Here is a 20,586-nt window from a genome sequence, read left to right as displayed (position 1 = left end):
GCCGGTGGCTTGAGCCGCCGGGGGCCGGGACTCGTGTCCCGGCCCTCACGCCTGGGCCGGCAGGGGCTCGCCGCCCAGCCACCGCAGGACCGCCCCCGGGGAACCGGTCTCCGGCACGCCCGCCGGGACCGGGGGCCTGCGGACCACCACCACGGGGATACCGGCCTCGCGGGCCGCGGTGAGCTTCGGGGCGGTGGCGCCGCCGCCGCTGTCCTTGGTCACCAGGACGTCGATCCGGTGCCCGGCCAGCAGCTCCCGTTCGTCCTCCAGCGTGAACGGGCCCCGGGCCAGCAGCACTTCGAGGCGCGGCGGAGCCGGCGGGTCCGGGGCGTCCACCGAACGCACCAGGAACCAGGGTTCGGCGAGGTGCGCGAAGTGGTGCAGGCCCAGCCGGCCGGTGCTGAGGAAGATCCGCGCGCCGAGCCCCGGCGCCAGCGCCGCCGCCCCGGCGAGGGAGTCCGTGAAGCGCCAGTCGTCGCCGGGCCCCGCCGTCCAGCCGGGACGGCGCAGTGCCAGTAGCGGAACCCCCGAAAGGGCCGCGGCACCGGCCGCGTTGAAGCTCATCCGCTCCGCGAAGGGGTGGGTGGCGTCGACCAGGTGCGTGACCCCGTGCGCGGTGATCCAGGCGGCCAGCCCGGCCGGCCCGCCGAAGCCGCCGATCCGGGTCTCGCCCGGCGGCAGGACCGGCGCGCCGACCCGGCCCGCCAGCGAGGTCGTCACCCGGTACGGCGCGGGCTCCAGCGCCTCCGCGAGGCGGCGGGCCTCCGTCGTACCGCCCAGGATCAGGACGTGCCGCAGGGGGGAGGCCTCAGCAGGCATGCCGGTCGCGTTCGGCGGAATACAGGTGGCTGTCGCGGAACTGCTCGGCGCCGAGGGTGCGGCCGACCAGGATCACCGCGGTGCGCACCAGGCCCGCCGCCTTCACCTGGTCCGCGATGTCGGCCAGGGTGCCGCGCAGGATCAGCTCGTCGGGGCGGCTGGCCATCGCGACGACCGCCGCCGGGCAGTCGGCCCCGTAGTACGGCAGCAGCTCGCCGACGACCCGGTCCGCGTAACGGGTGGCCAGGTGCAGGACGAGCAGCGCGCCACTGCGGCCGAGCGTGGCCAGGTCCTCGCCGGGCGGCATCGGGGTGGCCTGCTGGGCGATCCGGGTCAGGATCACGGTCTGGCCGACGGTCGGGACGGTGAGTTCCCGCTTGAGCGCGGCCGCGGCCGCCGCGAAGGCCGGTACGCCCGGCACGACTTCGTAGGGGATGCCGGCCGCGTCCAGGCGCCGCATCTGCTCGGCCACGGCGGAGAAGACGGAGGGGTCGCCGGAGTGCAGCCGCGCCACGTCCTGGCCGGCGGCGTGGGCCCGGACGAACTCGGCCACGATCTCGTCCAGGTTGAGCTGCGAGGTGTCCACCAGGCGGGCGTCCGGCGGGCATTCGGCCAGCAGCTCGGGCGGGACCAGGCTGCCCGCGTACAGGCAGACCGGGGCGGCCGCCAGGGTGCGGGCACCGCGCACGGTGATCAGGTCGGCGGCGCCGGGGCCCGCTCCGATGAAGTACACGGTCATGTCCGGTCCTGGTCCTTCGTCTGGGTCGCGGGTGGTACGGGCGCGGGTGACCCGGGCGCGGGCCACGGCTTGGTCACGGTCCACTGGGTGACGGGCATCGCCTGCCGCCAGCCCGTGAAGCCGCCGACCGGCACGGCGTGCGCGACGGCCAGCTTCACCAGCTCACCGCCGAGCCGGCGGTAGCGGTCGGTCAGTACGGCCTCCGACTCCAGGGTGACCGTGTTGACCACCAGCCGGCCGCCGGGCGCCAGCGCCGACCAGGCCGCGTCCAGCAGGCCCGGCGCGGTCAGGCCGCCGCCGATGAACACGGCGTCGGGGGCGGGCAGGTCGATCAGTGCCGCCGGGGCGGCGCCGGTGACCACCCGCAGGCCCGGGACGCCGAGCGCCGCCGCGTTGCGGGCGATCCGCTCGGCGCGCTCGGGGACCCGCTCCACGGTCACGGCGCGGCAGGAGGGGTGCGTGCGCATCCACTCGATGCCGATCGAGCCCGAGCCGCCGCCGATGTCCCACAGCTGTTCGCCGGGGGCCGGGGCGAGCGCGCACAGGGTCGCGGCGCGGACGTGCCTTTTGGTGAGCTGGCCGTCGTGTTCGTACGCGGTGTCGGGCAGGCCCGGGGTGGCGCCGAGCCGCGGCGCGCGGGCGGCGGGGTCGCGGCGGCAGTCGACGGCGACCACGTTCAGCGGGTCGCCGGGCGCGTGGTCCCAGCCGTCGGCCAGGCCCTCGTACGCGTTCTCGTCCTCGGAGCCGAGCTGTTCCAGCACCCGCATCCGGCTGGGGCCGAAGCCGCGCTCCCGGAGCAGGGCGGCTATCTCGCCCGGGGTGGCCGCGCCGGCGCTCAGCACGAGCACCCGCCGCCCTTCGTACAGCGCGGCGGCGATCCGGGCCACCGGGCGGCCGACGACCGTGACCACCTCGGTGTCCTCCACCGGCCAGCCGAGCCGGGCGCAGGCGTAGGAGACGGAGGAGGGGTGGGGGTGGACGAGCAGGGCCTGCGGTCCGAGCTCCTGGGCGAGGGCGCGGCCGATCCCGTAGAACATGGGGTCGCCGCTGGCCAGGACGGCGATGCGGCGGCCGGCGTGCTCGGCCATCAGCTTCGGCACGGCCGGGCGCAGCGGGCTGGGCCAGGCGACGCGCTCGCCGGGGCAGTCCGGGGCCGGCAGCAGGTCGAGCTGCCGGGGACCGCCGATCAGCACCTCGGCGGTGGCCAGCGCGGAGCGCGCGGCGGCGGTGAGCCCGGCCCAGCCGTCGGCGCCGAGGCCGACGACGGTCACGGGGGCGGGGGGTGCTGCGGAGCTCACTGCGCGGAACCTCGGGGACGGGAAGCGGGTGGACCCGCAGCCTACTGGTCGGGCCGCCCCACCCCCGGACCAGGGTGGCACCGGCCCCCCGGCCCCCGGCCCGGGCCCAGTCCCGCGCTGCGGCCGGGGGGGGCGGGGTTTCACCGCCCTGGGTGGGCGCGGGTATCCCCTCCGGGGTGCCGGTGTCTGCACCCGGCCGGGCGCCGGGGTTTCACCGCTCGGGGGTGCGCCCGCCGGGTGTCGGGGCGGGGGTGTCCGACCCGGGCGCCCCCGGTGCGCCTCCGGGCGCCCCGGGTGGGCCCTGCTCGGGGGGCGGGGGCGGTCGCAGACTCTGCGGCATGGATGACGACGCTACGGACAACCACCCAGCCGCCGTACTCCCCGGCCCGCCGCCGACGCCGGTCAGCGGTCGCCGGTCGCCCGGGTGTAGAGGGCCCGGACCGAGTCGTCGAACCAGCTGCTGTACGAGGTCGTCTCGTCGCCGCCCCCGTCGCGGCCGCCGATGACCCCGATCAGGGTGTGGCCGTCGGTGAGGACCGGGCCGCCGCTGGTGCCGTTGGGTACGTCCGCACAGTCCAGCCGCAGCTGCGTCGGGCCTTCGGCGCGGGCGGTGTTGTAGCAGTCCAGCGGCTGCTCGGCGTCGTTCGGGTAGCCGACCAGCCGGGCGGGCAGCGGCAGTTGCGGGCGGAAGCGGATCGTCAGCGCGCCGGTGACGTCCTCCAGCCGCTCACCCGGGTGCCCGGGGCGGCGCAGCCGCAGGAAGGCCACGTCGTGGTCCGGGTCCGCGCTCCCCGTCCAGCGGGGGTCCACGTCGATGCGGGTGGGCACCCACACGCCGTACGGCGCCTTGCCGTCGAGGTAGCCGGGAACGAAGGCCAGATTGGTGCGGAAGCCGTCCTGGTACACGCAGTGCGCGGCGGTGGCGATGAGGTCGCCGTCGGGCGAGTGCACCACGCTCGCCGAGCAGTGGTGGTCGGCGTCCCAGTCGTTCCCCGGTGAGAACAGCGCACCGATCGCCGGTTCGGGGGCGGCCGTCCGGGCCCGCAGCGGCGCGGAGGGCCGCCAGCCGCCGTCGGCCCACCGCAGCGGCTCCGGCGATCCGGACGCGTCGGCCGTTCCGGTCGCCTCGGAGCCGGACCCCGACCCGGTGAAGGCCCCGGCGTCGGCCGGCGGGTCCTCGCCCTCCGACGCGATCCCGTCCAGGACGTCCGCTGCCGTGCGGTCGGCGCGCTCCGGGTCCTGGAGGTAGCTGCCCTGGCCGGGGTCACCGGCCGCGCGGTGGGAGGCGACCGCGCGCAGCTGCCCCCACACCAGGACGCCCCCGGCCACCAGGGCGCCGAGGATCGCGAGCAGCACGCAGACCCGTACCGCGCCGTTCCCCGCTCTGCCTCTGCCGGCCATGTGCCCCCACCCCTGACGATGCTCCTCCCGTCCGACGGCCCGCGGCCGGCGGAGGTTCCGGAATCCGGTGTGTCGGTCCTCACAGCCGGACGGCCGGCTCCCTCCCGACATCCACCGTCCTTCCGCACGTCATCGAACTCCCCTACTCTCCACGCGACTTGACTGCTGTGGACCGAGGGGAGCCGAAGAGATGAGACTGCGGAACAGGTGGCGGGACACGGCCTTGGCCGGTCTGGTGGCGGCCGCGCTCGGCCTGGGCCTCGCCGTGGGGGCGGCGGCCCCCGCCGGGGCCGAGCCGGGGCTCTCCTACGCCGGATCCACCGGGGTCGGCGTGCACAACGCCTACGAGAAGGCCAAGTACCCCTACTTCGCGGACGCCCTGGACTCCGGCGCCGCGATGCTCGAACTCGACGTGTGGACCAACTTCTTCGGCAGTTCCTGGCGGGTCTCGCACGACAACCCCTTCGGCAACAACAGCAACTGCGAGAACGCCACCAGCCCCGCCCAGCTGCGCACCAAGTCCCGCGACCAGAACCTCGCGGGCTGCCTGTCCGACATCCGCAGCTGGCACGACGCGCACCCCGGCCACCGTCCGGTCGTGCTCAAGCTGGAGCTCAAGGACGGCTTCGCGGCCAACCTCGGGCGCGGACCCGCCGACCTCGACGCGCTGCTCACCGCCAAGCTCGGCGACGCCGTCTACCGGCCCGGCCAGCTGGCCGCCGGCTACCCCGACCTGGACACCGCCGCCCGCGCCGGGGCCTGGCCCAGCCGCGCCGCCATGGCCGGCAAGTTCCTCGTCGAGCTGATCCCCGGCACGGTGGAGGAGGGCAACGGCGCGGACACCCTCTGGACCGACCGGGAGTACGCCACCTACCTGCGCACCCTCGCCTCCTCGGGCCGGCTCGGCAGCGCCGCCGCGTTCCCGGCCGTGCACCGCGCCGAGGCCGGCGATCCCCGGGCCCGCTACGCCGACGCCTCGCTGCGCCCGTGGTTCGTGGTCTTCGACGGCGATGCGAGCGCGTACGCGGGCGGCTCCATCGACACCGGCTGGTACGACCGCAACCACTACCTGCTGATCGCCACCGACGCCCAGAACGTGGCCCCGGCCATCGACGGCGTCCACCCGACCGAGGCGCAGGCGCTGGACCGGCTCGCGCTGATGGCCGGGCACCACGCCTCCATCGTCTCCGCCGACTGGTACCCGCTGCCGAAGGTCCTGGCCACGGTGGTGCCGCGCGGACAGGGCGGATAGAGCGGCGCGAGCGGACAGGCGCCCGGGCGGACCGGTCCCGCCGCCCCGGTACCCTTATTGCGAATAGTTCGCAATAAGGGTTGAGGGTGTGTACCGGTGGGGTCTGCGGTGGTGCTGGGCATCGAGTCGTCCTGCGACGAGACGGGCGCGGGCATCGTGCGCGACGGGAAGCTCCTCGCGCACGTCGTCGCGTCGAGCATGGACGAGCACGCCCGCTTCGGCGGGGTGGTCCCCGAGATCGCGGCCCGCGCCCACCTGCACGCCTTCAACCCCGTGGTGCGCCGCGCCCTGGACCAGGCCGGCCTGCGCGCCTCCCAGCTCGACGCGGTCGCCGTCACCACCGGCCCCGGCCTCTCCGGCGCGCTCCAGGTCGGCCTCGCCGGGGCGAAGACGCTCGCCTACGCGCTCGGGCTGCCGCTGTACGGCGTCCACCACCTGGCCGGACACGTCGCCGCCGACACGCTGGAGCACGGGCCGCTGCCCGACCCCTGCGTGGTGTTGATCGTCTCCGGCGGGCACACCTCGCTGCTGCTGGTACGGGACCTGGTGCGCGAGCCGATCCTGCACCTGGGCGACACCCTGGACGACGCCGCCGGCGAATGCTTCGACAAGGTCGCCCGGGTGCTCGGCCTGCCCTACCCGGGCGGCCCGGCCATCGACCGGGCCGCCCGCGGCGGCGACCCCACGGCCGTCGCCTTCCCCCGCCCGCTGACCGGCGGGCCGCGCACGCAGGACCCGTACGCCTACTCGTTCTCCTTCTCGGGGCTCAAGACGGCCGCCGCCCGCTGGGCCGAGGGCCACCGGCTGCGGGGGCAGGAACCCCCCGTCGCCGACGGCGCGGCCTCGCTCCAGGAGGCGGTGGCCGACGTCCTGAGCCGCAAGGCCGTCGCGGCCTGCACGGCGTACGGGGTCGGCACGCTGGTGCTGGTCGGCGGGGTGGCCGCCAACTCCCGCGTCCGCGCCCTCGCCGAGCGGCGCTGCGCCTCCGCCGGGATCGCCCTGCGGGTCCCGCCGATGACGCTGTGCACCGACAACGGGGCCATGATCGCCGCCGTGGGCGACCTGCTGGTGCGGGCCGGCGCGGAACCGGCCCCGTACGCCCTCACCGTCGACCCGTCCGCGCCGCTGGAGTACGCCGCGCTCAACCCGCGGGCCACCGGCTGACGGCGGGCCGCCCCCGCCGGGTCAGGGGGAGGGGCTCACCTGGACCGTGGTCAGCGCGCCGCCCGAGGCCTCCTTCACCACCGCGATCCGGGTACCGGTGTCGGGGACCTTCACCCCGAGCTGCGGCAGGTCCGCGTTCCAGTAGGACCCGTGCCGGTCGTCGAAGACCGCGACCCCGGGCCGCGCCGGGATCACCAGCGGGGTGCCCGCCTTGTGCAGCACGATCCGGTCGCTCGCCCGGAGCGAGAAGGGGGCGTCGAAGGTCTGCGCCCGGGCGTTGAGCAGGCTGCCGTCGGTGAACTTCAGCGGCTCCGGCCGGGCGTCCACCGGCAGCAGCAGACCGCCGCCCGGGTGCGCCTTGGTGGTGTTGTCGCTGAACGCGGTGTCCCAGAGCCAGACGAGCACGCCCTGCTGGTACGGGAAGAACTCCACCCGGTCGCCGGTGAAGCCGAAGTTGTACGGGCCCGTCCTGAGCAGGCTGCCGTAGCCCGTGTAGCGCCGGTTCTCGGCGAAGTAGGCGCGCGGGTGCTCCTCCGTGCCGCTCCGGCCCTCCGTACGGGACCACTTGAGCGCCGTCCAGCCGTTCGCGCCCTGCTCCGCGCCGTCGCGCAGCACCTCGCGGCCGCCGTCGGCGGTGATGCGGATGTCGTCGAAGGTGACGCCCTTGCCGTGGGTGTTGCCGTCCGAGGTGACGCGCAGCCGCAGCCGGAACTCGCGGCCCGCGAAGGCGTCGAGCGGCACCGACAGCCGTGTCCAGCCGGCGGAGGTACCGGAGACGCCCTTGGCCGGGACCGGCGTCCCGTCCACGGTGCCGGGCAGCGGGGTCCAGACGGAGCCGCCGTCCGTGGAGGCCTCCACCGTCAGGAAGTCGAAGTCCTTCTCGATGTCGTACCAGACGCGGGCGTCCAGCCGGGCGCCCCCGCTCGCGCCGGTGAGGTCGACGGTCCGGCCGAGCGTGTTGTCCATGAAGTCGCCGGTGCCGCTCCACCACTGGCTCGCGCCCTCGTACGGGTCGGTCAGCTCGGTGGTGGTCCGGGACGGCGGCAGGTGCACCAGCAGCGCTTGTGGATCCTCGGTGTTGTACCCGGACACCCCGAGGGTCGCCCGGGTCCGGCGGCCCGCGTCGGCCTCGGTGTACTCCAGCCAGCCAAGCTGGAGCTTGCTCCACGGATCGAGGTCGCCCGGGAACTCGCCGGTGCCGCCGGGGCGTTTGCCGAGGTAGGAGGCCGAGGACATCAGCGACCAGAAGTTGACGCTGTTGTCCCCGTCCGAGCTGTAGAGGTCCGGCAGGCCCAGGTCGTGGCCGAACTCGTGGGAGAACAGGCCCGCTCCGCTGTTCTCGCCGCCCGTGAGGTAGTCGCCCGCCCAGATGCCGGTGTCGCCGACGGGGGTGCCGCCCGCCTTGTTGCCCGCCGGGCCCGCGCTGCCGGCCTGGTCCCAGTACGCGAACCAGCGGTGCGCCCAGACGGCGTCCTTGCCCTGGGCGCCGCCGCCCCAGGTCTGGTCCTTGCCCGCGTGGACGATCACGAGGTGGTCGAGGTAGCCGTCGGGTTCGTTGAAGTTGCCGTCGTGGTCGGCGTCGTAGCGGTCCCACTGGTCGTACTCGGCCAGCTGCGCCTTGATGTCGGCGGCCGTCCGGCCCTTCGCGCGCTCGGAGTCGTACCAGGCGGTGGTGGCGTCGCGGACCAGGTCCCAGTTGGTGCGGCACTGGCCGGGCTCGGAGCAGTTGTCGGTGCCGTAACGGGCCTCGTTCCAGGGCAGCTTGACCCAGTCAGTGACGGTGCCGTCCATGTCGTAGCGGCCCGAGGACTGGAGCCGGTAGTAGGCGCGCATGCTCGCCGACTCCGGTGCGTCGGAGAAGAACTGCCGCTGGTAGAAGGCGCGGTCGAAGTCCCTGCGCCACAGGGTGTGGTTGTCGTCGGCTGCAGGCTTGCCGATGGCGTCGTGGCGGGGTCCGGGCGTCCCGCCGAAGCGCGGCTTGCCCTCGAACTCGGTCGTCGTGTCCACCTGGTCGCCGAACTCGGCGAGGATCACGAAGACCTTGTCCTTGCGCTCCTGGGCCAGTTCGACGTACCGGTCGCCGACCTTGGCCTGGCGCGGGAGGGTGCCGTCGGACTCCGCGCGCAGCGCGCCGGGGCCACGGCCGGCGCCGGCCGCGATCCCTTCGAGGGCCTGGCGGCGCAGGGCCTGGCGTTGCAGTTCGAGCGGCGCGGGCGGTGGGGCGGGGGCCTGCTGGGCCTGCTGTCCGGCCGCCGGGGGCGGTGGCGGGGGCGGTGAGGCGGCGAGGGCGGGGGTGGTGGCGAGGAGGGCGAGGGATATCGCCACACCCGCCACGGCGAATCTGCGCAACGCGGGCATCCTTCCGGGGAGTTGACAGGGGAGCGCAGGTAATATTTCACATGTGACAGGGCATCGGTAGATGGGTGAAGGCGCCGTTTCCGACCGGGCCGCGCCGTCGTTGCCTGGTGGAAACTCGGATGCGGAGGAGCGGTACGGCCGGACATGATGGCGCCGCGCCGAACACGCGCATCCCCTACGGAAGGACAACGCGACTCCATGACCCGCGACCCCGGCGAAGTGAAGACCGTGCCCCTCACCCCCGAGGTGTACGCCTACCTGCTCGAACAGGCCGAACCGGTCACCCCCGTCCAGCGGCAGCTGATCGAGCGCACGCACGCGCTCGGCGGGCCGTCCGAGATGCAGGTCCCGCACGAGCAGGGCGTCTTCCTGACCCTGCTGGCCAAGCTGGCCGGCGCCCTGCGGATCGTCGAAGTCGGCACCTTCACCGGCTACTCCACGCTCGCTCTCGCCCAGGGCCTGCTGCCCGGTGGCAAGGTGCTCACCTGCGACGTCTCCGAGGAGTGGACGGGCATCGCCCAGGAGGCCTGGAAGGCGGCCGAGGTGGCCGACCGCATCGAGCTGCGGATCGCCCCCGCCCTTGAGACCCTGCGCGAGCTGCCTCCCGAGCCGGTGATCGACCTGGTGTTCCTCGACGCCGACAAGACCGGCTACCGCGCCTACTGGGACGAACTCGTCCCCCGGGTACGCCCGGGCGGCCTGCTGCTCGCGGACAACGTCCTGTACGGCGGCCGGGCGGCACGCCCCGACGCCACGGGAAACGCCCTGGCCATCCGGGAGTTCAACGCGCACGTGCGCGCCGACCGGCGGGTGGAGTCGGTGACCCTGCCCCTCGCGGACGGCCTCACGGTGGCGCGCAAGCGCTGACCGCGCCCGGGCCGGCTGCGGCATGATCCTGACCGGAAGAGGACCACCGCACCGGACAGGAGCCCCGCACGTGCCGAGCCGCCACATCGAGTTCGAGCGTCTGCACAACTTCCGCGACATGGGCGGCTACCGCGGCCTCGACGGCCACCGGGTCGCCCGGGGCGTGCTCTACCGCTCCGACTCCCTGGGCAAACTCCGGGGGGACGACTGGGAGCGGTTCCTGGAGCTCGGCATACGGACCGTGATCGACCTGCGCTACCCCTGGGAGGCCGACGCCAAGGGGCGGGTGCCCGAGCCGCACCGGTTCGCGTACGCCAACCTCAGCATCGAGCACCGGCCCTACGACCAGGCCGCGATCGATCCCGCCGTCGACCCCTGGCGCTACCTCGCGGACCGGGCCGCCGAGGTGACCGAGGACGGGGCCGGGGAGATCCGGCAGGCCGTCGAGCTGATCGCCGGGGCCGAGCCGGGGGCCACCGTGTTCCACTGCACCTCGGGCAAGGACCGCACCGGGCTGATCGCCGCCTTCGTACTGACGCTGCTCGGCGTCGCGCGCGAGGACGTGCTCGCCGACTTCGCCCTCACCGAACGGGCGACGGCCCGCCTCCTCGCCGACTGGCACACCGCCAACCCGGGGCGCACGATGCGCTGGCCCGCGTACGGCCGCGCCCCCGGGACGGTCATGGCGCTCGTCCTGGACGACCTGACCGCCCGCTACGGCTCCCCCTCCGCATACCTCCTCGACCGGGTCGGCATCACCCCGGCCACGGTCGACCGGCTCCGGGACCGGCTGCTGACCGGCTGACCGGCTGACCCGCGACGGCCCCGGGCGGCCGTGCCGCCCGGGGCCCGAAGGACCGCCCGGCAGGGCCTACGCGCGGACCTCGTCGCAGGCGATGCGCAGGTGGCGGGGGCCGCGCAGGACGGCGTTCTGCCGGTACGGGGGCGGGTCCTCCAGGAGGCGGGGGTTGTGGAGGCGGCGGGCCAGTTCGGTGAGCGCGAGCTGGGCCTCCAGGCGGGCCAGGGGGGCGCCGAAGCAGCTGTGGATGCCGCTGCCGAGGCCCAGGTGCTGGATGTCCCGGCGGTCGGGGTCGAAGCGGTCGGGGTTCTCGAAGCGCTGCGGGTCCCGGTTGCCCGAGGCCAGGATCAGCCACATCGAGGAGCCCTTGGGGATGGTGACCCCGCGCACCTCGATGTCCACCAGCGGGGTGCGCTGCGGCAGCAGCTGCACCGGCGGCTCGAACCGCAGCAGCTCCTCCACCAGCGGCGCGGCGAGCGCCGGGTCGTTGCGCAGCCGTTCCAGCACGTCGGGGTTGCGCAGCAGCGTGAGCATCCCGTTCGTGATCAGGTTGACCGTGGTCTCGTGGCCGGCGATCAGCAGCAGGGCGGCCGTGCTGAGCAGCTCCATGGTCGACATGGACTCGCCCTGACCGTGGCCGGCGGCCAGCTGGGACAGCATGTCGTCACCGGGCTGCTTGCGCCGCTCCTCGATCAGCCCGGCGAGGTACATGCCGAGCTCCATCCGCATGTCCTGGGTCTTGTGCAGCCGTTCGGCGGGATCCGCGTCCGGATCGGGATCCAGGCTCGCGGCGAGGGCGTCCGCCCAGACGTGGAAACGGGGCTCGTCCTCGTGCGGCACCCCCAGTAGGCGGCAGATCATGGTGACGGGGAACGGGTACGCGAACTGGTCGACCAGGTCGATCCGGCCGGGGTCCCCGAGGTTGTCGATCAGTCCGGTGACGATGGAGCGCAGGTCGTCCCGCATCCCGTCGACGCGGCGCGGGGAGTGCGGTGGGCCGAACGGCCGGTTGGCCATCCGGCGCAGCCGGTCGTGCTCGGGCGGATCCAGCTTGAGGAAGCTGGGCGGCAGGGTCCCGCCCTCCTCCTCGGCCTCGCCGGCCAGCGGGTCCCCGGCCGTCGCGGCCAGGTTGCGGGCGTCGGAGCTGAGCCGCGGGTCGTGCAGCAGGCTCTGGATCTCGTAGTAGGTGCTGATGACGTACGGCCCGCTCCCGTCGTGGAAGACGGGAGTCTTGCGCAGTTCCTCGTACAGGGGGTACGGGTTGGCGCGGTTGGCGTAGTCCAGGATGTCGCTCAGGATGCCGTGGGTCATTGCGGTCCTCCGGGGGCCTGCGGGTCAGTGCCCGGCGGGGGTGAACGTCATCCGCCGGTCGGCCGGCGCATATCCGCTGAGGGTGATGGTCGGACCGTGCGTGGGCACGGACGGGTCGGGGAAATCGGCCGGCACGGGCCGGTTGCCGTCGGGGCGCCGGTCGACCGTCGCGAACGGCACCGGGAACGGCGCGGTCGTCTCGATCTGCTGCTGGTAGAACTGCAGCCACCGGGAGTTGTCGAAGGTGACGGCCCCGATCACGCGGCCCTGGTACCCGTAGACACCGGTGAAGCGGCGTTCCGCGAGCGAGCCCTGGGGGATCATGATTTCGGTGCCCATCGGCGGCACGCCGACGGACTTGATGTTGACCCCGAACTGCGAGGACCAGAAGGCCGGGACCCAGATGTGCGGGCGCCGGTCGGTGCTCACGCTGAGCATGTTGTGCGCCGCGGTCTCCGCCTGGGAGACGGCGTTGCCCCAGTGCTCCAGCGACAGGAACTGGTACCCGAACAAGGGGTGCGGCGAGCGGGCCACGTCGCCCGCCACGTAGACGTCGTCCGTGACGATGCCCCGGATGTCGAAGGCCCGGCAGCCGGCGTCGCAGGCGATGCCGCGCGGGCCCGCGCCGAGCCCCGAGCCGGCCAGCCACTCGGTGTTGCGCTGGGCGCCCAGCGAGACGACCACCACGTCGCAGTCCAGCGTGCTGCCGTCGGAGAGGTGTGCGGACCGCACCCGCCCGGTGGAGTCGCCCTCCAGGCCGGTGACCATGACGCCGGTGCGCAGGTCGACGCCGTGTTCGCGCTGGAGTTCGGCGGCCACGGCCCCGATCACCCCGCCCAGCGCCCCGACCAGGGGCGCGTCGCCGCGTTCGGCGACGGTGACCGGCAGGCCGCGTTCCCGGCACGCCGAGGCGATCTCCGAGCCGGTGAATCCGGCGCCGATCACCAGGACCCGGCGGGGCCCGGCGTCCAGCCGCCGCGCCAGCGCCGCGCCGTCGTCGCGGGTGCGCAGTACGAACACCCCGTCGAGTTCGCCCTCGGCCGGGTTCGGCCAGGGCCGGGCCCGTACCCCGGTGGCGATCAGCAGCCGGTCGTACGGGACCTCGTCGCCGTCGGCCAGCTTCACCGTGCGGGCCGCCATGTCGAGTCCGGCGGCCGCCACGCCGAGCCGCCACTCGGCGTCGATGGCGCGGCGCCGGGGCAGTGCGGTGCGCTCCGCCGTCGACTTGCCGAGCAGTACCCCCTTGGAGAGGGGCGGGCGGTCGTAGGGCTCGTACGGCTCGTCGCCGATCATGGTCAGCGTGCCGGTGAAGCCCTTGTCGCGGATGGTCTCGGCGGCGCGCAGACCGGCGAGTGAGGCGCCGACCACGACGATCCGGCCCTCGCGCTTGAGGTGCTCCAGGGTCACTTCATGCATCGCGGGCCTCCGCGGCGGCCGTCAGGCCGCGGGCCGGCCCCTGATCGCGGCCCGGGCCCTGGTCCCGGTCGAGGTCGTCCACCAGGATGGCCTGGACGGGGCAGGCGGCGGCGGCCTGCGCCAGCCGCTCGCGCTGGGCCTCCTCGGCCTGGGGATCGTAGAGGAGCCCCTCGTCCCCGTGCATCGCGAAGACGTCGGGCGCGAGGAAGGCGCACTGCGCGTATCCCTGGCACCGGTTGAGATCGACGACAAGCCTCAGCAACGTGCGGTCCTTTCGGTGACCCCCTCGGCTCCCCGGACCAGCGTGCCGGGCGGGCGCCGTCCCGGCCCGTCCACGCGGACCATCGGGGTGACGGCCGCGCGTCCGGGCCACCTGCCTCACGGGGTCCGGCCGGCGGCCCGCAGGATGTAGCCGCTGATCAGCAGCGCCCAGGCGGGGAAGACCAGCTCCGACCACGGCATGGAGGACCCCGCCACCAGGAGCACCAGGCCGGCCGCCACCCCGGCCAGGCTCAGGGGGCGCGGGAACGCACCCAGCTTGCGCCCGATGGTGGAGGTCGCGAAGACGAAGACGGCGGCCATCCGCATCCCGTACGTCGTGAGCAGCTGGTACGCGAAGATCCGGCCGAAGTCCTGCGGCTGGTGGCCGGAGAGCACCGTCCCGGCGGCCGCGGCGGCGCCGAAGAGGCAGGCGACGAAGACCAGCCCGCTGCCCAGGAAGACGGTGGCGACGAACCGGTCCTCGGCCTCCGCGGTGTGGGCGCGCACGGCGCCCATGAACCAGAGGAAGGCGATGCCGGCGAAGGGGACGAGCTCCACCGCCGTGTTCACCGCGTTCCGCTGGCCCGCGTCGACCTGCACGGTGGCGCCGCCGGCCCCTTCCGGCAGCCCGATCCGGGCGAGCACGATCGCCGCCGCCAGCAGGACCGCGAAGACGATGCCCGCCACTCCCGCCGCCCGCGGGGTCTCCAGGTTCTTCGTCCGGGCCGGACCCGGGGATCGCTCTCTCATCCGTCCAGCAAGCCGGGCTCCCGGCCCGGCTGCCAACGGGGTCACCCAGCCGGGTGACGCCCGTGACAGGGGTGCCGGGCGGGGGTCAGGGGTGCTTAGGGGATCGGCGGCGCCCGCGCGCGGCCGTAGGTTTCTGCCGATATCGGCAGGGCACCGAGCGAAGGAGCAGCACCATGGCTGAAGTCACCGAGACCCCCGAGGCGTGGACCACCGAGGCGTGGACGACCCCCGATTTCGTCGCGTTCGAGACGGCTTTCGAGGTCACGGCCTACGCCGCGCGTCTGGAGAAGTGAACCGACCCCCGATCGGCGGGAGCCCGGCGGACACCGGCTCCCGCCACGGGCGCAGCCACGAGACACGGGCGGGAGACAAGAGATGACGACACTTCTGGGCGAGTCCGAGTTCATCGGCGCCCTGCGCGGGCTGTCCTCCTCGTACTGGGGCGCACACCCCTTCCACCAGCGGCTGCACAGCGGCGCGCTGGACCGGCGCGAGCTGCGGCTGTGGGCCGCGAACCGCTGGTACTACCAGCGCATGCTGCCGCAGAAGGACGCCGCGATCATCAGCAACTGCCCGCTGCCCGAGGTCCGGCGCGCCTGGGTGGACCGCCTCGCCTACCACGACGGCACCCCGGGCGACGAGGGCGGCATCGAGCGGTGGCTGCGGCTGTGCCAGGCCGTGGGCCTGACCCGCGAGGAAGTGCTGGACGAACGCCACCTGCTGCCCGGCGTGCGGTTCGCGGTCGACGCGTACGTCACCTTCGCCCGCACCCGGCCCTGGACCGAGGCGGTCGCCTCCGGCCTGACGGAGATGTTCGCCGGGCACCTGATGACCCGCAGGGTCACCGACATGCTCGCCCACTACGACTGGATCGGCGCCGCGGACCTCGGCTACTTCACCGACCGGATCGAAGCGGTCTCCGGTGAGGGCAAGGGCACCCTCGACATCGTCGTCCGGTACGCCACCACGCGCGAGCAGCAGGACGCGGCCGTGGCCGCGCTCCGCTTCAAGTGCGAGGTGCTGTGGCTGATGCTGGACGCCATTGAACGCGCCGCCGTCGCCGAACGCGGCTGACGGCGACCCGGACCTTCGAGAAGGAGTGGCCGTGCAGCGGCCCGTACTCGGCCGCGGTGTGCGGCTCATCTACGACAAGACCCGGCGGACCCACGTCGTCCTCCACCCGGAAGGGGTGCTCGTGCCCAACCGCACCGCCGTCTCGGTCCTCGAACTGTGCGACGGGGCGACGACCGTCCCCCGGATCGCCGAGGCGCTGGGCGACACCTACGCCGGGGTGCGCGAGGAAGAGGTCGGCGCGGTGCTGGCGCGGCTCACCGAGAACGGGGTCGTCCGATGGATCTGACCCCCGGTCCGGCCTCCGGTCCGGCCTCCGATCCGACCCCCGGTCCGGCCTCGGATCCGACCCCCTTTCCGGCCGCCGGTCCGGCACCGGCGGCCGCCCCGCCGCTCGGCCTGCTCGCCGAACTCACCCACCGCTGTCCGCTGCACTGCGGCTACTGCTCCAACCCGCTCGAACTCATCGCGCGGGAGCAGGAGCTGAGCACGGAACAGTGGCTTGAGGTGTTCACCCAGGCCCGCGACATCGGCGTCCTGCAGGTGCACCTGTCCGGCGGCGAGCCGCTGGCCCGCCCCGACCTGCCCGAGCTCGTCTCGCACGTCAGCGGCCTCGGCGCGTACGTCAACCTCGTCACGAGCGGCCTCGGGCTGACCGAAGCGCGCCTCGCGGACCTGGCCGAACGCGGGCTGGACCACGTACAGCTGTCGGTGCAGGGGGCGACCGCCGAGCGGGCCGACCTGCTGGCCGGCGCCAAGGCCCACCAGCACAAGATCACCGCCGCGGCGCTGGTGCGCGCCCGCGGCCTGCCGCTGACCGTCAACGCCGTGCTGCACCGCGGCAACCACGACCAGCTCGCCGGGCTGATCGAGCTCGCCGAGACCATGGGCGCCGACCGCCTGGAACTGGCCAACACCCAGTACTACGGCTGGGCGCTGCGCAACCGCGCGGCCCTGATGCCCACGCCCGAACAGCTGGCGGCGGCCGAACCCGTGGTCCGGGCCGCCATCGAGCGGCTGAAGGGCACGATGGAGATCGTGTACGTCCTCGCGGACTACTACGAGCCCTACCCCAAGCCGTGCATGCACGGCTGGGGTGCGCTCCAGCTCACCGTCGCCCCCGATGGGACCGTGCTGCCCTGCCCCGCCGCCGGTGCGATCACCACCCTCGACCTGGACAACGTCAAGGACACCCCGCTCGGCGAGATCTGGTACAAGTCCGGCTCCTTCAACGCCTACCGGGGCGAGGAGTGGATGCCCGACCTGTGCCGCGGCTGCGACCGGCGCTCCGTCGACCACGGCGGCTGCCGCTGCCAGGCGTTCCTGCTCACCGGTGACGCGGCCGCCACCGACCCCGTCTGCTCCAAGTCGGACCAGCGCGGCGTCGTCGACCTGCTGCTGGCGACGCCCGGGGCGGCGCCGCCCGAGCTGGTCATGCGCGGACCCGTGGCGGTGCGCCGGTGAAGGCCGTCCTGCTCGGCACCGCGGCGGGCGGCGGCTGCCCGCAGTGGAACTGCGCCTGCCCGGTCTGCACCTCCGGCGCGCCCGCCCGCTCCCAGGACGGCGTCGCCGTCAGCGCGAACGGCGCCGACTGGTACCTCGTCAACGCCTCGCCCGACATCCGTACCCAGGTCCTCGCGACCGCGGAGCTGGCGGCGGGCCCCGGTCCGCGCCAGACCCCGGTGCGCGGAGTGCTGCTCACCGACGCCGAACTCGACCACACCCTCGGCCTGATGACGCTCCGCGAGGGGGCCGGGCTGCGGGTGTGGGCAGCCCGGGCCGTGCTCGGGGCGCTGGGCGAGGGCTTCCCGGTGCGCGCGGTCCTGGGCGGCTACAGCGGCTGGGAGTGGTCCGAGCTGCCCGCGGGCGCCGCGCACGACATCGGCGGGCTGCGGGTCACGGCCTTCGCGGTCGGGGACAAACGCCCCAAGTACGCGCGGACCTCCGGCCAGGCGGGCCCCTGGGTGTACGCCTACCGCTTCGACGACCCGGCGACGGGCGGGGCCTTCGTGTACGCGCCCTGCCTCGCCGAATGGCCGGACGGCTTCGACGCCTTCACCGCCGGGGCCGGCTACGTCCTGCTCGACGGTACGTTCCGCACGGCGCGGGAGTTCGGCGGCGCGACCGGCTCCGCCGGGACGACGGCCCCGCAGGCGGCGATGGGCCACCTCCCGGTGCTGGGGCCGGGAGGCAGCCTGGAGCACGTGCGGCGGCTGCGCGCCGCGCGGCCGGGCACCCGGTGGGCGTACACCCACCTCAACAACACCAACCCGATGGCCGACCCGGACTCCGCGGCCCACCGGGAGGTCGTCGCGGCGGGGGCGGAGATCCCGGCGGACGGAACGCGCGTCGAACTCTGAACACACGCCGGTACGGCGAGGGTCCGGCCGCCCCCAAGGGCGGCCGGACCCTCGCCGTACCCGACCGGGTGCTCAGGCCCGGGCGAGGCGCCGCCTGATCAGGCCGATCACCTCGGCGGCGTGCTCGTTCAGGTAGAAGTGCCCGCCGGTGAACCAGTGGAAGGAGACGGGGCCCCGCGTGTGATCGGTCCAGCCCTCGGCCTCCAGGGCGGTCACCTCCGGGTCGGCGTCCCCGTTCAGGACCACCACCGGGCAGCTCAGCGGCGGACCGGGCCGGTAGCGGTAGGTCTCCGCGGCCTTGTAGTCGCCGCGGATCGCCGGCAGGACCGCCCGCAGCAGTTCCTCGTCGGCGAGCACCGCCGCGTCCGTACCGCTCATCCCCTTGATGGTGGCCAGCAGCCGCTCGTCCGGCGCGAGGTGGATGCGCTCGTCCTCCCGGTGCCGGGACGGCGCCCGGCGGCCGGAGGCGAACAGGACCGCCGGAGCATGGCCGGCCTCCTCCAGCCGCAGCGCCACCTCGAAGCCGAGGGTCGCGCCCAGGCTGTGCCCGAACAGCGCCACCGGCCGGTCGCACCACGGCAGCAGCTGCGCCGCCACCAGGTCGGCCAATTGCCGTACGTCGTCCAGGCACGGCTCGTGGCGGCGGTCCTGGCGGCCCGGGTACTGCACGGCCACCACGTCGGCCTGCGGGGACAGGGCCCGGGACACCGGGAAGTAGTAGCTGGCCGAGCCGCCCGCGTGCGGCAGGCAGACCAGCCGCACGGGGGCGTCCTGGGCGGGATGGAAGCGGCGCAGCCAGGCGCCGGCGGTCGTGGTCGTGGTCGTGGTCATGTCGTTCGGCGTCCTGTTTCGTGAGGTGTCGTGCGGTGGACAGGGGCCCGGTTCACCGGGCGGCCCAGGTGCCGGGCGGGCGCCAGCCGCGGGCCGGACCCCAGGCGGCCGCCCGGGGTCCGGGCGCGGCGTCCGCGCCGGCGTGCTCCCGCTGCCGGGCGGCGGCGATCAGTACCAGGAAGAGCGCGGCCAGTTCGGTGCTGTCCGGGGCCCCGCGCTCGATCCTCATCAGTGGTTCGGCCCGCTCGGTCATCGGGCGTGCTCCTCGCTCTCGCGTGCGGCGCTCAGAACGGCGGGTTGCCGTGCTTGCGTTCGGGCAGCGGCACGTGCTTGGCACGCAGCGCGTCCAGGGCGTCCACCAGCACCTGCCGGGTCGTGGCCGGGTCGATTACGTCGTCGACGAGACCGCGCTCCGCCGCGTAGTAGGGGTGCATCAGCTCCTGGCGGTACTGCTTGACGCGCTGGGCGCGCGCCGTCTCCGGGTCGTCCGCGGCGGCGATCTCCCGGCGGAAGACGACGTTCGCGGCGCCCTCCGCGCCCATCACGGCGATCTCGTTGGTGGGCCACGCGAACGACAGGTCCGCGCCGATCGAGCGCGAGTCCATGACGATGTACGCGCCGCCGTACGCCTTGCGCAGGATCACCTGCACCCGCGGCACCGTCGCCGCGCAGTACGCGTACAGCAGCTTCGCGCCGTGCCGGATGACGCCGTTGTGCTCCTGGTCGCTGCCCGGCAGGAAGCCCGGCACGTCCACGAGGGTCACCAGCGGGATGCTGAAGGCGTCGCAGGTCTGCACGAACCGCGCGGCCTTCTCCGACGCGTGGATGTCCAGCACACCGGCGAGGGAGGCGGGCTGGTTGGCGACGATGCCGACCACATGGCCGTCCAGCCGCGCCATCCCGCAGATGATGTTGGTCGCCCAGCTGGCGTGGACCTCGAACAGGTCCCCGTCGTCGACGATCTCCTCGATCACGGCGCGCATGTCGTACGAGCGGTTGGGATCGGCGGGCACCAGGCCGGCCAGCGCGTCGTTGCGCCGGTCCGCCGGGTCGCCGGACACCACCGACGGCGGCAACTCCCGGTTGTTGGAAGGCAGGAGCGACAACAGGTGACGCACCTCCTCCAGGCACTCCTCCTCGGTGTCGTACAGGAACGCGCTGGCCCCGGACACCGACGAGTGCACCTGCGCGCCGCCCAGGTCGTTGTGGCTGATCTGCTCACCGGTCACCGCCTGCACCACGTCGGGCCCCGTGATGTACATCTGCGCGATGTCACGCACCATGAACACGTAGTCCGTCAGGGCGGGGGAGTACGTCGCTCCGCCCGCGCACGGCCCGAGCATCACACTGATCTGCGGGATCACCCCGGAGGCCGCCACGTTGCGGCGGAAGATGCCGCCGTACCCGGCGAGCGCGGTCACGCCCTCCTGGATCCGGGCCCCCGCGCCGTCGCTCAGCGACACCAGCGGGGCGCCGGCCGCGACCGCGAGGTCCATCACCTTGTGGATCTTCTGAGCGTGGGCCTCGCCGAGGGAACCGCCGAAGATCCGGAAGTCGTGCGCGTACACGAACACCCGTCGGCCGTCGACCTTGCCCCAGCCGGTCACCACCCCGTCGGTGTGCGGCCGGCGGTCCTCCAGCCCGAAACCGGAGGCCCGGTGGCGGCGCAGCTGCTCGATCTCCCGGAACGTACCCGGATCGAACAGCAGGTCCAGCCGCTCGCGCACCGTCAGCTTGCCGCGGGCGTGCTGCGCCTGCGACGCGCTCGGCGACGGGCCCAGCGCGGCCGACTCCTTGATCGCTCCCAGTTCGGCCACGCGGACGTTCACATCGGCAACTGTCATGCTCCACCCGTTTCTTCGCCTCGGAGGCCCGCGGAAGGCGGCGCC

21 protein-coding genes are annotated in these 20,586 nt (G+C 74.2%); 9 read left to right on the top strand and 12 right to left on the bottom strand.

The window, feature by feature from the left end; all coding sequences use genetic code 11:
* Window positions 1-45: 45 nt before the first annotated feature.
* The 4 genes from ACZ4M3_RS23220 to ACZ4M3_RS23205 all read right to left on the bottom strand — a co-directional run bounded on the left by ACZ4M3_RS23220 (window position 46) and on the right by ACZ4M3_RS23205 (window position 4,257).
* Entirely contained in the window at window positions 46-819 is a 774-nt protein-coding gene (locus ACZ4M3_RS23220) for a cobalt-precorrin-6A reductase (RefSeq protein WP_467735536.1), read from the bottom strand.
* Window positions 809-1,558 (bottom strand): precorrin-4 C(11)-methyltransferase, encoded by a 750-nt coding sequence (gene cobM / locus ACZ4M3_RS23215; protein WP_467735534.1) that lies wholly within the window; start codon window positions 1,556-1,558, stop codon window positions 809-811. The genes ACZ4M3_RS23220 and cobM overlap by 11 nt, the downstream gene beginning before the upstream one ends.
* Entirely contained in the window at window positions 1,555-2,856 is a 1,302-nt protein-coding gene (cbiE, locus tag ACZ4M3_RS23210; protein ID WP_467735532.1) for a precorrin-6y C5,15-methyltransferase (decarboxylating) subunit CbiE, read from the bottom strand. The genes cobM and cbiE overlap by 4 nt, the downstream gene beginning before the upstream one ends.
* A 402-nt stretch (window positions 2,857-3,258) precedes the next feature.
* Window positions 3,259-4,257, bottom strand: a complete 999-nt coding sequence (locus ACZ4M3_RS23205; RefSeq protein WP_467735530.1) for a trypsin-like serine peptidase — start codon at window positions 4,255-4,257, stop codon at window positions 3,259-3,261.
* 190 nt (window positions 4,258-4,447) lie between these two features.
* On the opposite strand from ACZ4M3_RS23205, the gene ACZ4M3_RS23200 reads away from it, so the two are divergent.
* On the top strand, window positions 4,448-5,509 hold the full coding sequence (locus ACZ4M3_RS23200) for a phosphatidylinositol-specific phospholipase C domain-containing protein (protein ID WP_467735528.1): 1,062 nt from the start codon (window positions 4,448-4,450) through the stop codon (window positions 5,507-5,509).
* Window positions 5,510-5,605: 96 nt separating this feature from the next.
* Window positions 5,606-6,673, top strand: coding sequence for a tRNA (adenosine(37)-N6)-threonylcarbamoyltransferase complex transferase subunit TsaD (gene tsaD / locus ACZ4M3_RS23195; RefSeq protein WP_467735526.1), 1,068 nt, complete (start codon window positions 5,606-5,608; stop codon window positions 6,671-6,673).
* Window positions 6,674-6,694: 21 nt separating this feature from the next.
* Here the strand turns inward: tsaD and ACZ4M3_RS23190 are convergent, their stop codons facing one another.
* Entirely contained in the window at window positions 6,695-9,031 is a 2,337-nt protein-coding gene (locus ACZ4M3_RS23190) for an immune inhibitor A domain-containing protein (protein ID WP_467735524.1), read from the bottom strand.
* A gap of 198 nt (window positions 9,032-9,229) precedes the next feature.
* Between ACZ4M3_RS23190 and ACZ4M3_RS23185 the strand changes: the two genes are divergently transcribed.
* Window positions 9,230-9,898 (top strand): O-methyltransferase, encoded by a 669-nt coding sequence (locus ACZ4M3_RS23185; protein ID WP_467735522.1) that lies wholly within the window; start codon window positions 9,230-9,232, stop codon window positions 9,896-9,898.
* A gap of 70 nt (window positions 9,899-9,968) precedes the next feature.
* A complete protein-coding gene (locus ACZ4M3_RS23180; RefSeq protein WP_467735521.1) occupies window positions 9,969-10,703 on the top strand; it encodes a tyrosine-protein phosphatase in 735 nt (244 codons plus the stop codon).
* 66 nt (window positions 10,704-10,769) lie between these two features.
* On the opposite strand, the gene ACZ4M3_RS23175 is transcribed toward ACZ4M3_RS23180, so the two are convergent.
* The 4 genes from ACZ4M3_RS23175 to ACZ4M3_RS23160 form a co-directional block, all read right to left on the bottom strand.
* A complete protein-coding gene (locus ACZ4M3_RS23175) occupies window positions 10,770-12,008 on the bottom strand; it encodes a cytochrome P450 (protein ID WP_467735519.1) in 1,239 nt (412 codons plus the stop codon).
* 24 nt (window positions 12,009-12,032) lie between these two features.
* Window positions 12,033-13,424 (bottom strand): NAD(P)/FAD-dependent oxidoreductase, encoded by a 1,392-nt coding sequence (locus ACZ4M3_RS23170; RefSeq protein WP_467735517.1) that lies wholly within the window; start codon window positions 13,422-13,424, stop codon window positions 12,033-12,035.
* Window positions 13,417-13,683 (bottom strand): ferredoxin, encoded by a 267-nt coding sequence (locus tag ACZ4M3_RS23165; protein WP_467736033.1) that lies wholly within the window; start codon window positions 13,681-13,683, stop codon window positions 13,417-13,419. The genes ACZ4M3_RS23170 and ACZ4M3_RS23165 overlap by 8 nt, the downstream gene beginning before the upstream one ends.
* A gap of 119 nt (window positions 13,684-13,802) precedes the next feature.
* Window positions 13,803-14,435 (bottom strand): hypothetical protein, encoded by a 633-nt coding sequence (locus tag ACZ4M3_RS23160; RefSeq protein WP_467735515.1) that lies wholly within the window; start codon window positions 14,433-14,435, stop codon window positions 13,803-13,805.
* 173 nt (window positions 14,436-14,608) lie between these two features.
* Here ACZ4M3_RS23160 and pqqA point away from each other — a divergent pair, with 173 nt between their 5' ends.
* From pqqA to pqqB, 5 genes are all read left to right on the top strand, one after another.
* Complete coding sequence (gene pqqA / locus ACZ4M3_RS23155) at window positions 14,609-14,728, top strand: pyrroloquinoline quinone precursor peptide PqqA (RefSeq protein ID WP_453356086.1); 120 nt, start codon at window positions 14,609-14,611, stop codon at window positions 14,726-14,728.
* An 82-nt stretch (window positions 14,729-14,810) separates the two neighbouring features.
* A complete protein-coding gene (gene pqqC, locus ACZ4M3_RS23150) occupies window positions 14,811-15,509 on the top strand; it encodes a pyrroloquinoline-quinone synthase PqqC (RefSeq protein WP_467735513.1) in 699 nt (232 codons plus the stop codon).
* A gap of 31 nt (window positions 15,510-15,540) precedes the next feature.
* Window positions 15,541-15,795 (top strand): pyrroloquinoline quinone biosynthesis peptide chaperone PqqD, encoded by a 255-nt coding sequence (pqqD, locus tag ACZ4M3_RS23145; protein ID WP_467735511.1) that lies wholly within the window; start codon window positions 15,541-15,543, stop codon window positions 15,793-15,795.
* Complete coding sequence (gene pqqE / locus ACZ4M3_RS23140) at window positions 15,786-16,970, top strand: pyrroloquinoline quinone biosynthesis protein PqqE (RefSeq protein ID WP_467735509.1); 1,185 nt, start codon at window positions 15,786-15,788, stop codon at window positions 16,968-16,970. Before pqqD ends, pqqE begins: the two co-directional genes overlap by 10 nt.
* The gene (gene pqqB, locus ACZ4M3_RS23135; RefSeq protein WP_467735507.1) at window positions 16,967-17,866 is read left to right on the top strand and encodes a pyrroloquinoline quinone biosynthesis protein PqqB; all 900 of its coding nucleotides are present in this window, start codon (window positions 16,967-16,969) and stop codon (window positions 17,864-17,866) included. The genes pqqE and pqqB overlap by 4 nt, the downstream gene beginning before the upstream one ends.
* 72 nt (window positions 17,867-17,938) lie before the next feature.
* On the opposite strand, the gene ACZ4M3_RS23130 is transcribed toward pqqB, so the two are convergent.
* The 3 genes from ACZ4M3_RS23130 to ACZ4M3_RS23120 are packed head-to-tail and all read right to left on the bottom strand — an operon-like array spanning window position 17,939 to window position 20,541.
* Window positions 17,939-18,697, bottom strand: a complete 759-nt coding sequence (locus ACZ4M3_RS23130) for a thioesterase II family protein (RefSeq protein ID WP_467735505.1) — start codon at window positions 18,695-18,697, stop codon at window positions 17,939-17,941.
* A 52-nt stretch (window positions 18,698-18,749) separates the two neighbouring features.
* Window positions 18,750-18,950 (bottom strand): acyl-CoA carboxylase epsilon subunit, encoded by a 201-nt coding sequence (locus ACZ4M3_RS23125; protein ID WP_467735503.1) that lies wholly within the window; start codon window positions 18,948-18,950, stop codon window positions 18,750-18,752.
* 31 nt (window positions 18,951-18,981) lie between these two features.
* A complete protein-coding gene (locus ACZ4M3_RS23120; RefSeq protein ID WP_467735501.1) occupies window positions 18,982-20,541 on the bottom strand; it encodes an acyl-CoA carboxylase subunit beta in 1,560 nt (519 codons plus the stop codon).
* Window positions 20,542-20,586 lie beyond the last annotated feature (45 nt).

This window comes from Streptomyces sp. NPDC026522 (assembly GCF_055567555.1).
This window is presented reverse-complemented; position numbering and strand designations above follow the sequence as displayed.

Excerpts from the sequence above, each read along its gene's own strand:
- pqqC (WP_467735513.1), top strand. The coding sequence starts at position 14,811 with ATGACGACACTTCTGGGCGAGTCCGAGTTCATCGGCGCCCTGCGCGGG.
- ACZ4M3_RS23175 (WP_467735519.1), bottom strand. The coding sequence starts at position 12,008 with ATGACCCACGGCATCCTGAGCGACATCCTGGACTACGCCAACCGCGCC.
- cobM (WP_467735534.1), bottom strand. The coding sequence starts at position 1,558 with ATGACCGTGTACTTCATCGGAGCGGGCCCCGGCGCCGCCGACCTGATC.
- ACZ4M3_RS23190 (WP_467735524.1), bottom strand. The coding sequence starts at position 9,031 with ATGCCCGCGTTGCGCAGATTCGCCGTGGCGGGTGTGGCGATATCCCTC.
- pqqE (WP_467735509.1), top strand. The coding sequence starts at position 15,786 with ATGGATCTGACCCCCGGTCCGGCCTCCGGTCCGGCCTCCGATCCGACC.
- ACZ4M3_RS23220 (WP_467735536.1), bottom strand. The coding sequence starts at position 819 with ATGCCTGCTGAGGCCTCCCCCCTGCGGCACGTCCTGATCCTGGGCGGT.
- ACZ4M3_RS23160 (WP_467735515.1), bottom strand. The coding sequence starts at position 14,435 with ATGAGAGAGCGATCCCCGGGTCCGGCCCGGACGAAGAACCTGGAGACC.
- ACZ4M3_RS23130 (WP_467735505.1), bottom strand. The coding sequence starts at position 18,697 with ATGACCACGACCACGACCACGACCGCCGGCGCCTGGCTGCGCCGCTTC.
- ACZ4M3_RS23205 (WP_467735530.1), bottom strand. The coding sequence starts at position 4,257 with ATGGCCGGCAGAGGCAGAGCGGGGAACGGCGCGGTACGGGTCTGCGTG.
- ACZ4M3_RS23170 (WP_467735517.1), bottom strand. The coding sequence starts at position 13,424 with ATGCATGAAGTGACCCTGGAGCACCTCAAGCGCGAGGGCCGGATCGTC.
- pqqA (WP_453356086.1), top strand. The coding sequence starts at position 14,609 with ATGGCTGAAGTCACCGAGACCCCCGAGGCGTGGACCACCGAGGCGTGG.
- ACZ4M3_RS23120 (WP_467735501.1), bottom strand. The coding sequence starts at position 20,541 with ATGACAGTTGCCGATGTGAACGTCCGCGTGGCCGAACTGGGAGCGATC.
- ACZ4M3_RS23185 (WP_467735522.1), top strand. The coding sequence starts at position 9,230 with ATGACCCGCGACCCCGGCGAAGTGAAGACCGTGCCCCTCACCCCCGAG.
- ACZ4M3_RS23200 (WP_467735528.1), top strand. The coding sequence starts at position 4,448 with ATGAGACTGCGGAACAGGTGGCGGGACACGGCCTTGGCCGGTCTGGTG.
- ACZ4M3_RS23125 (WP_467735503.1), bottom strand. The coding sequence starts at position 18,950 with ATGACCGAGCGGGCCGAACCACTGATGAGGATCGAGCGCGGGGCCCCG.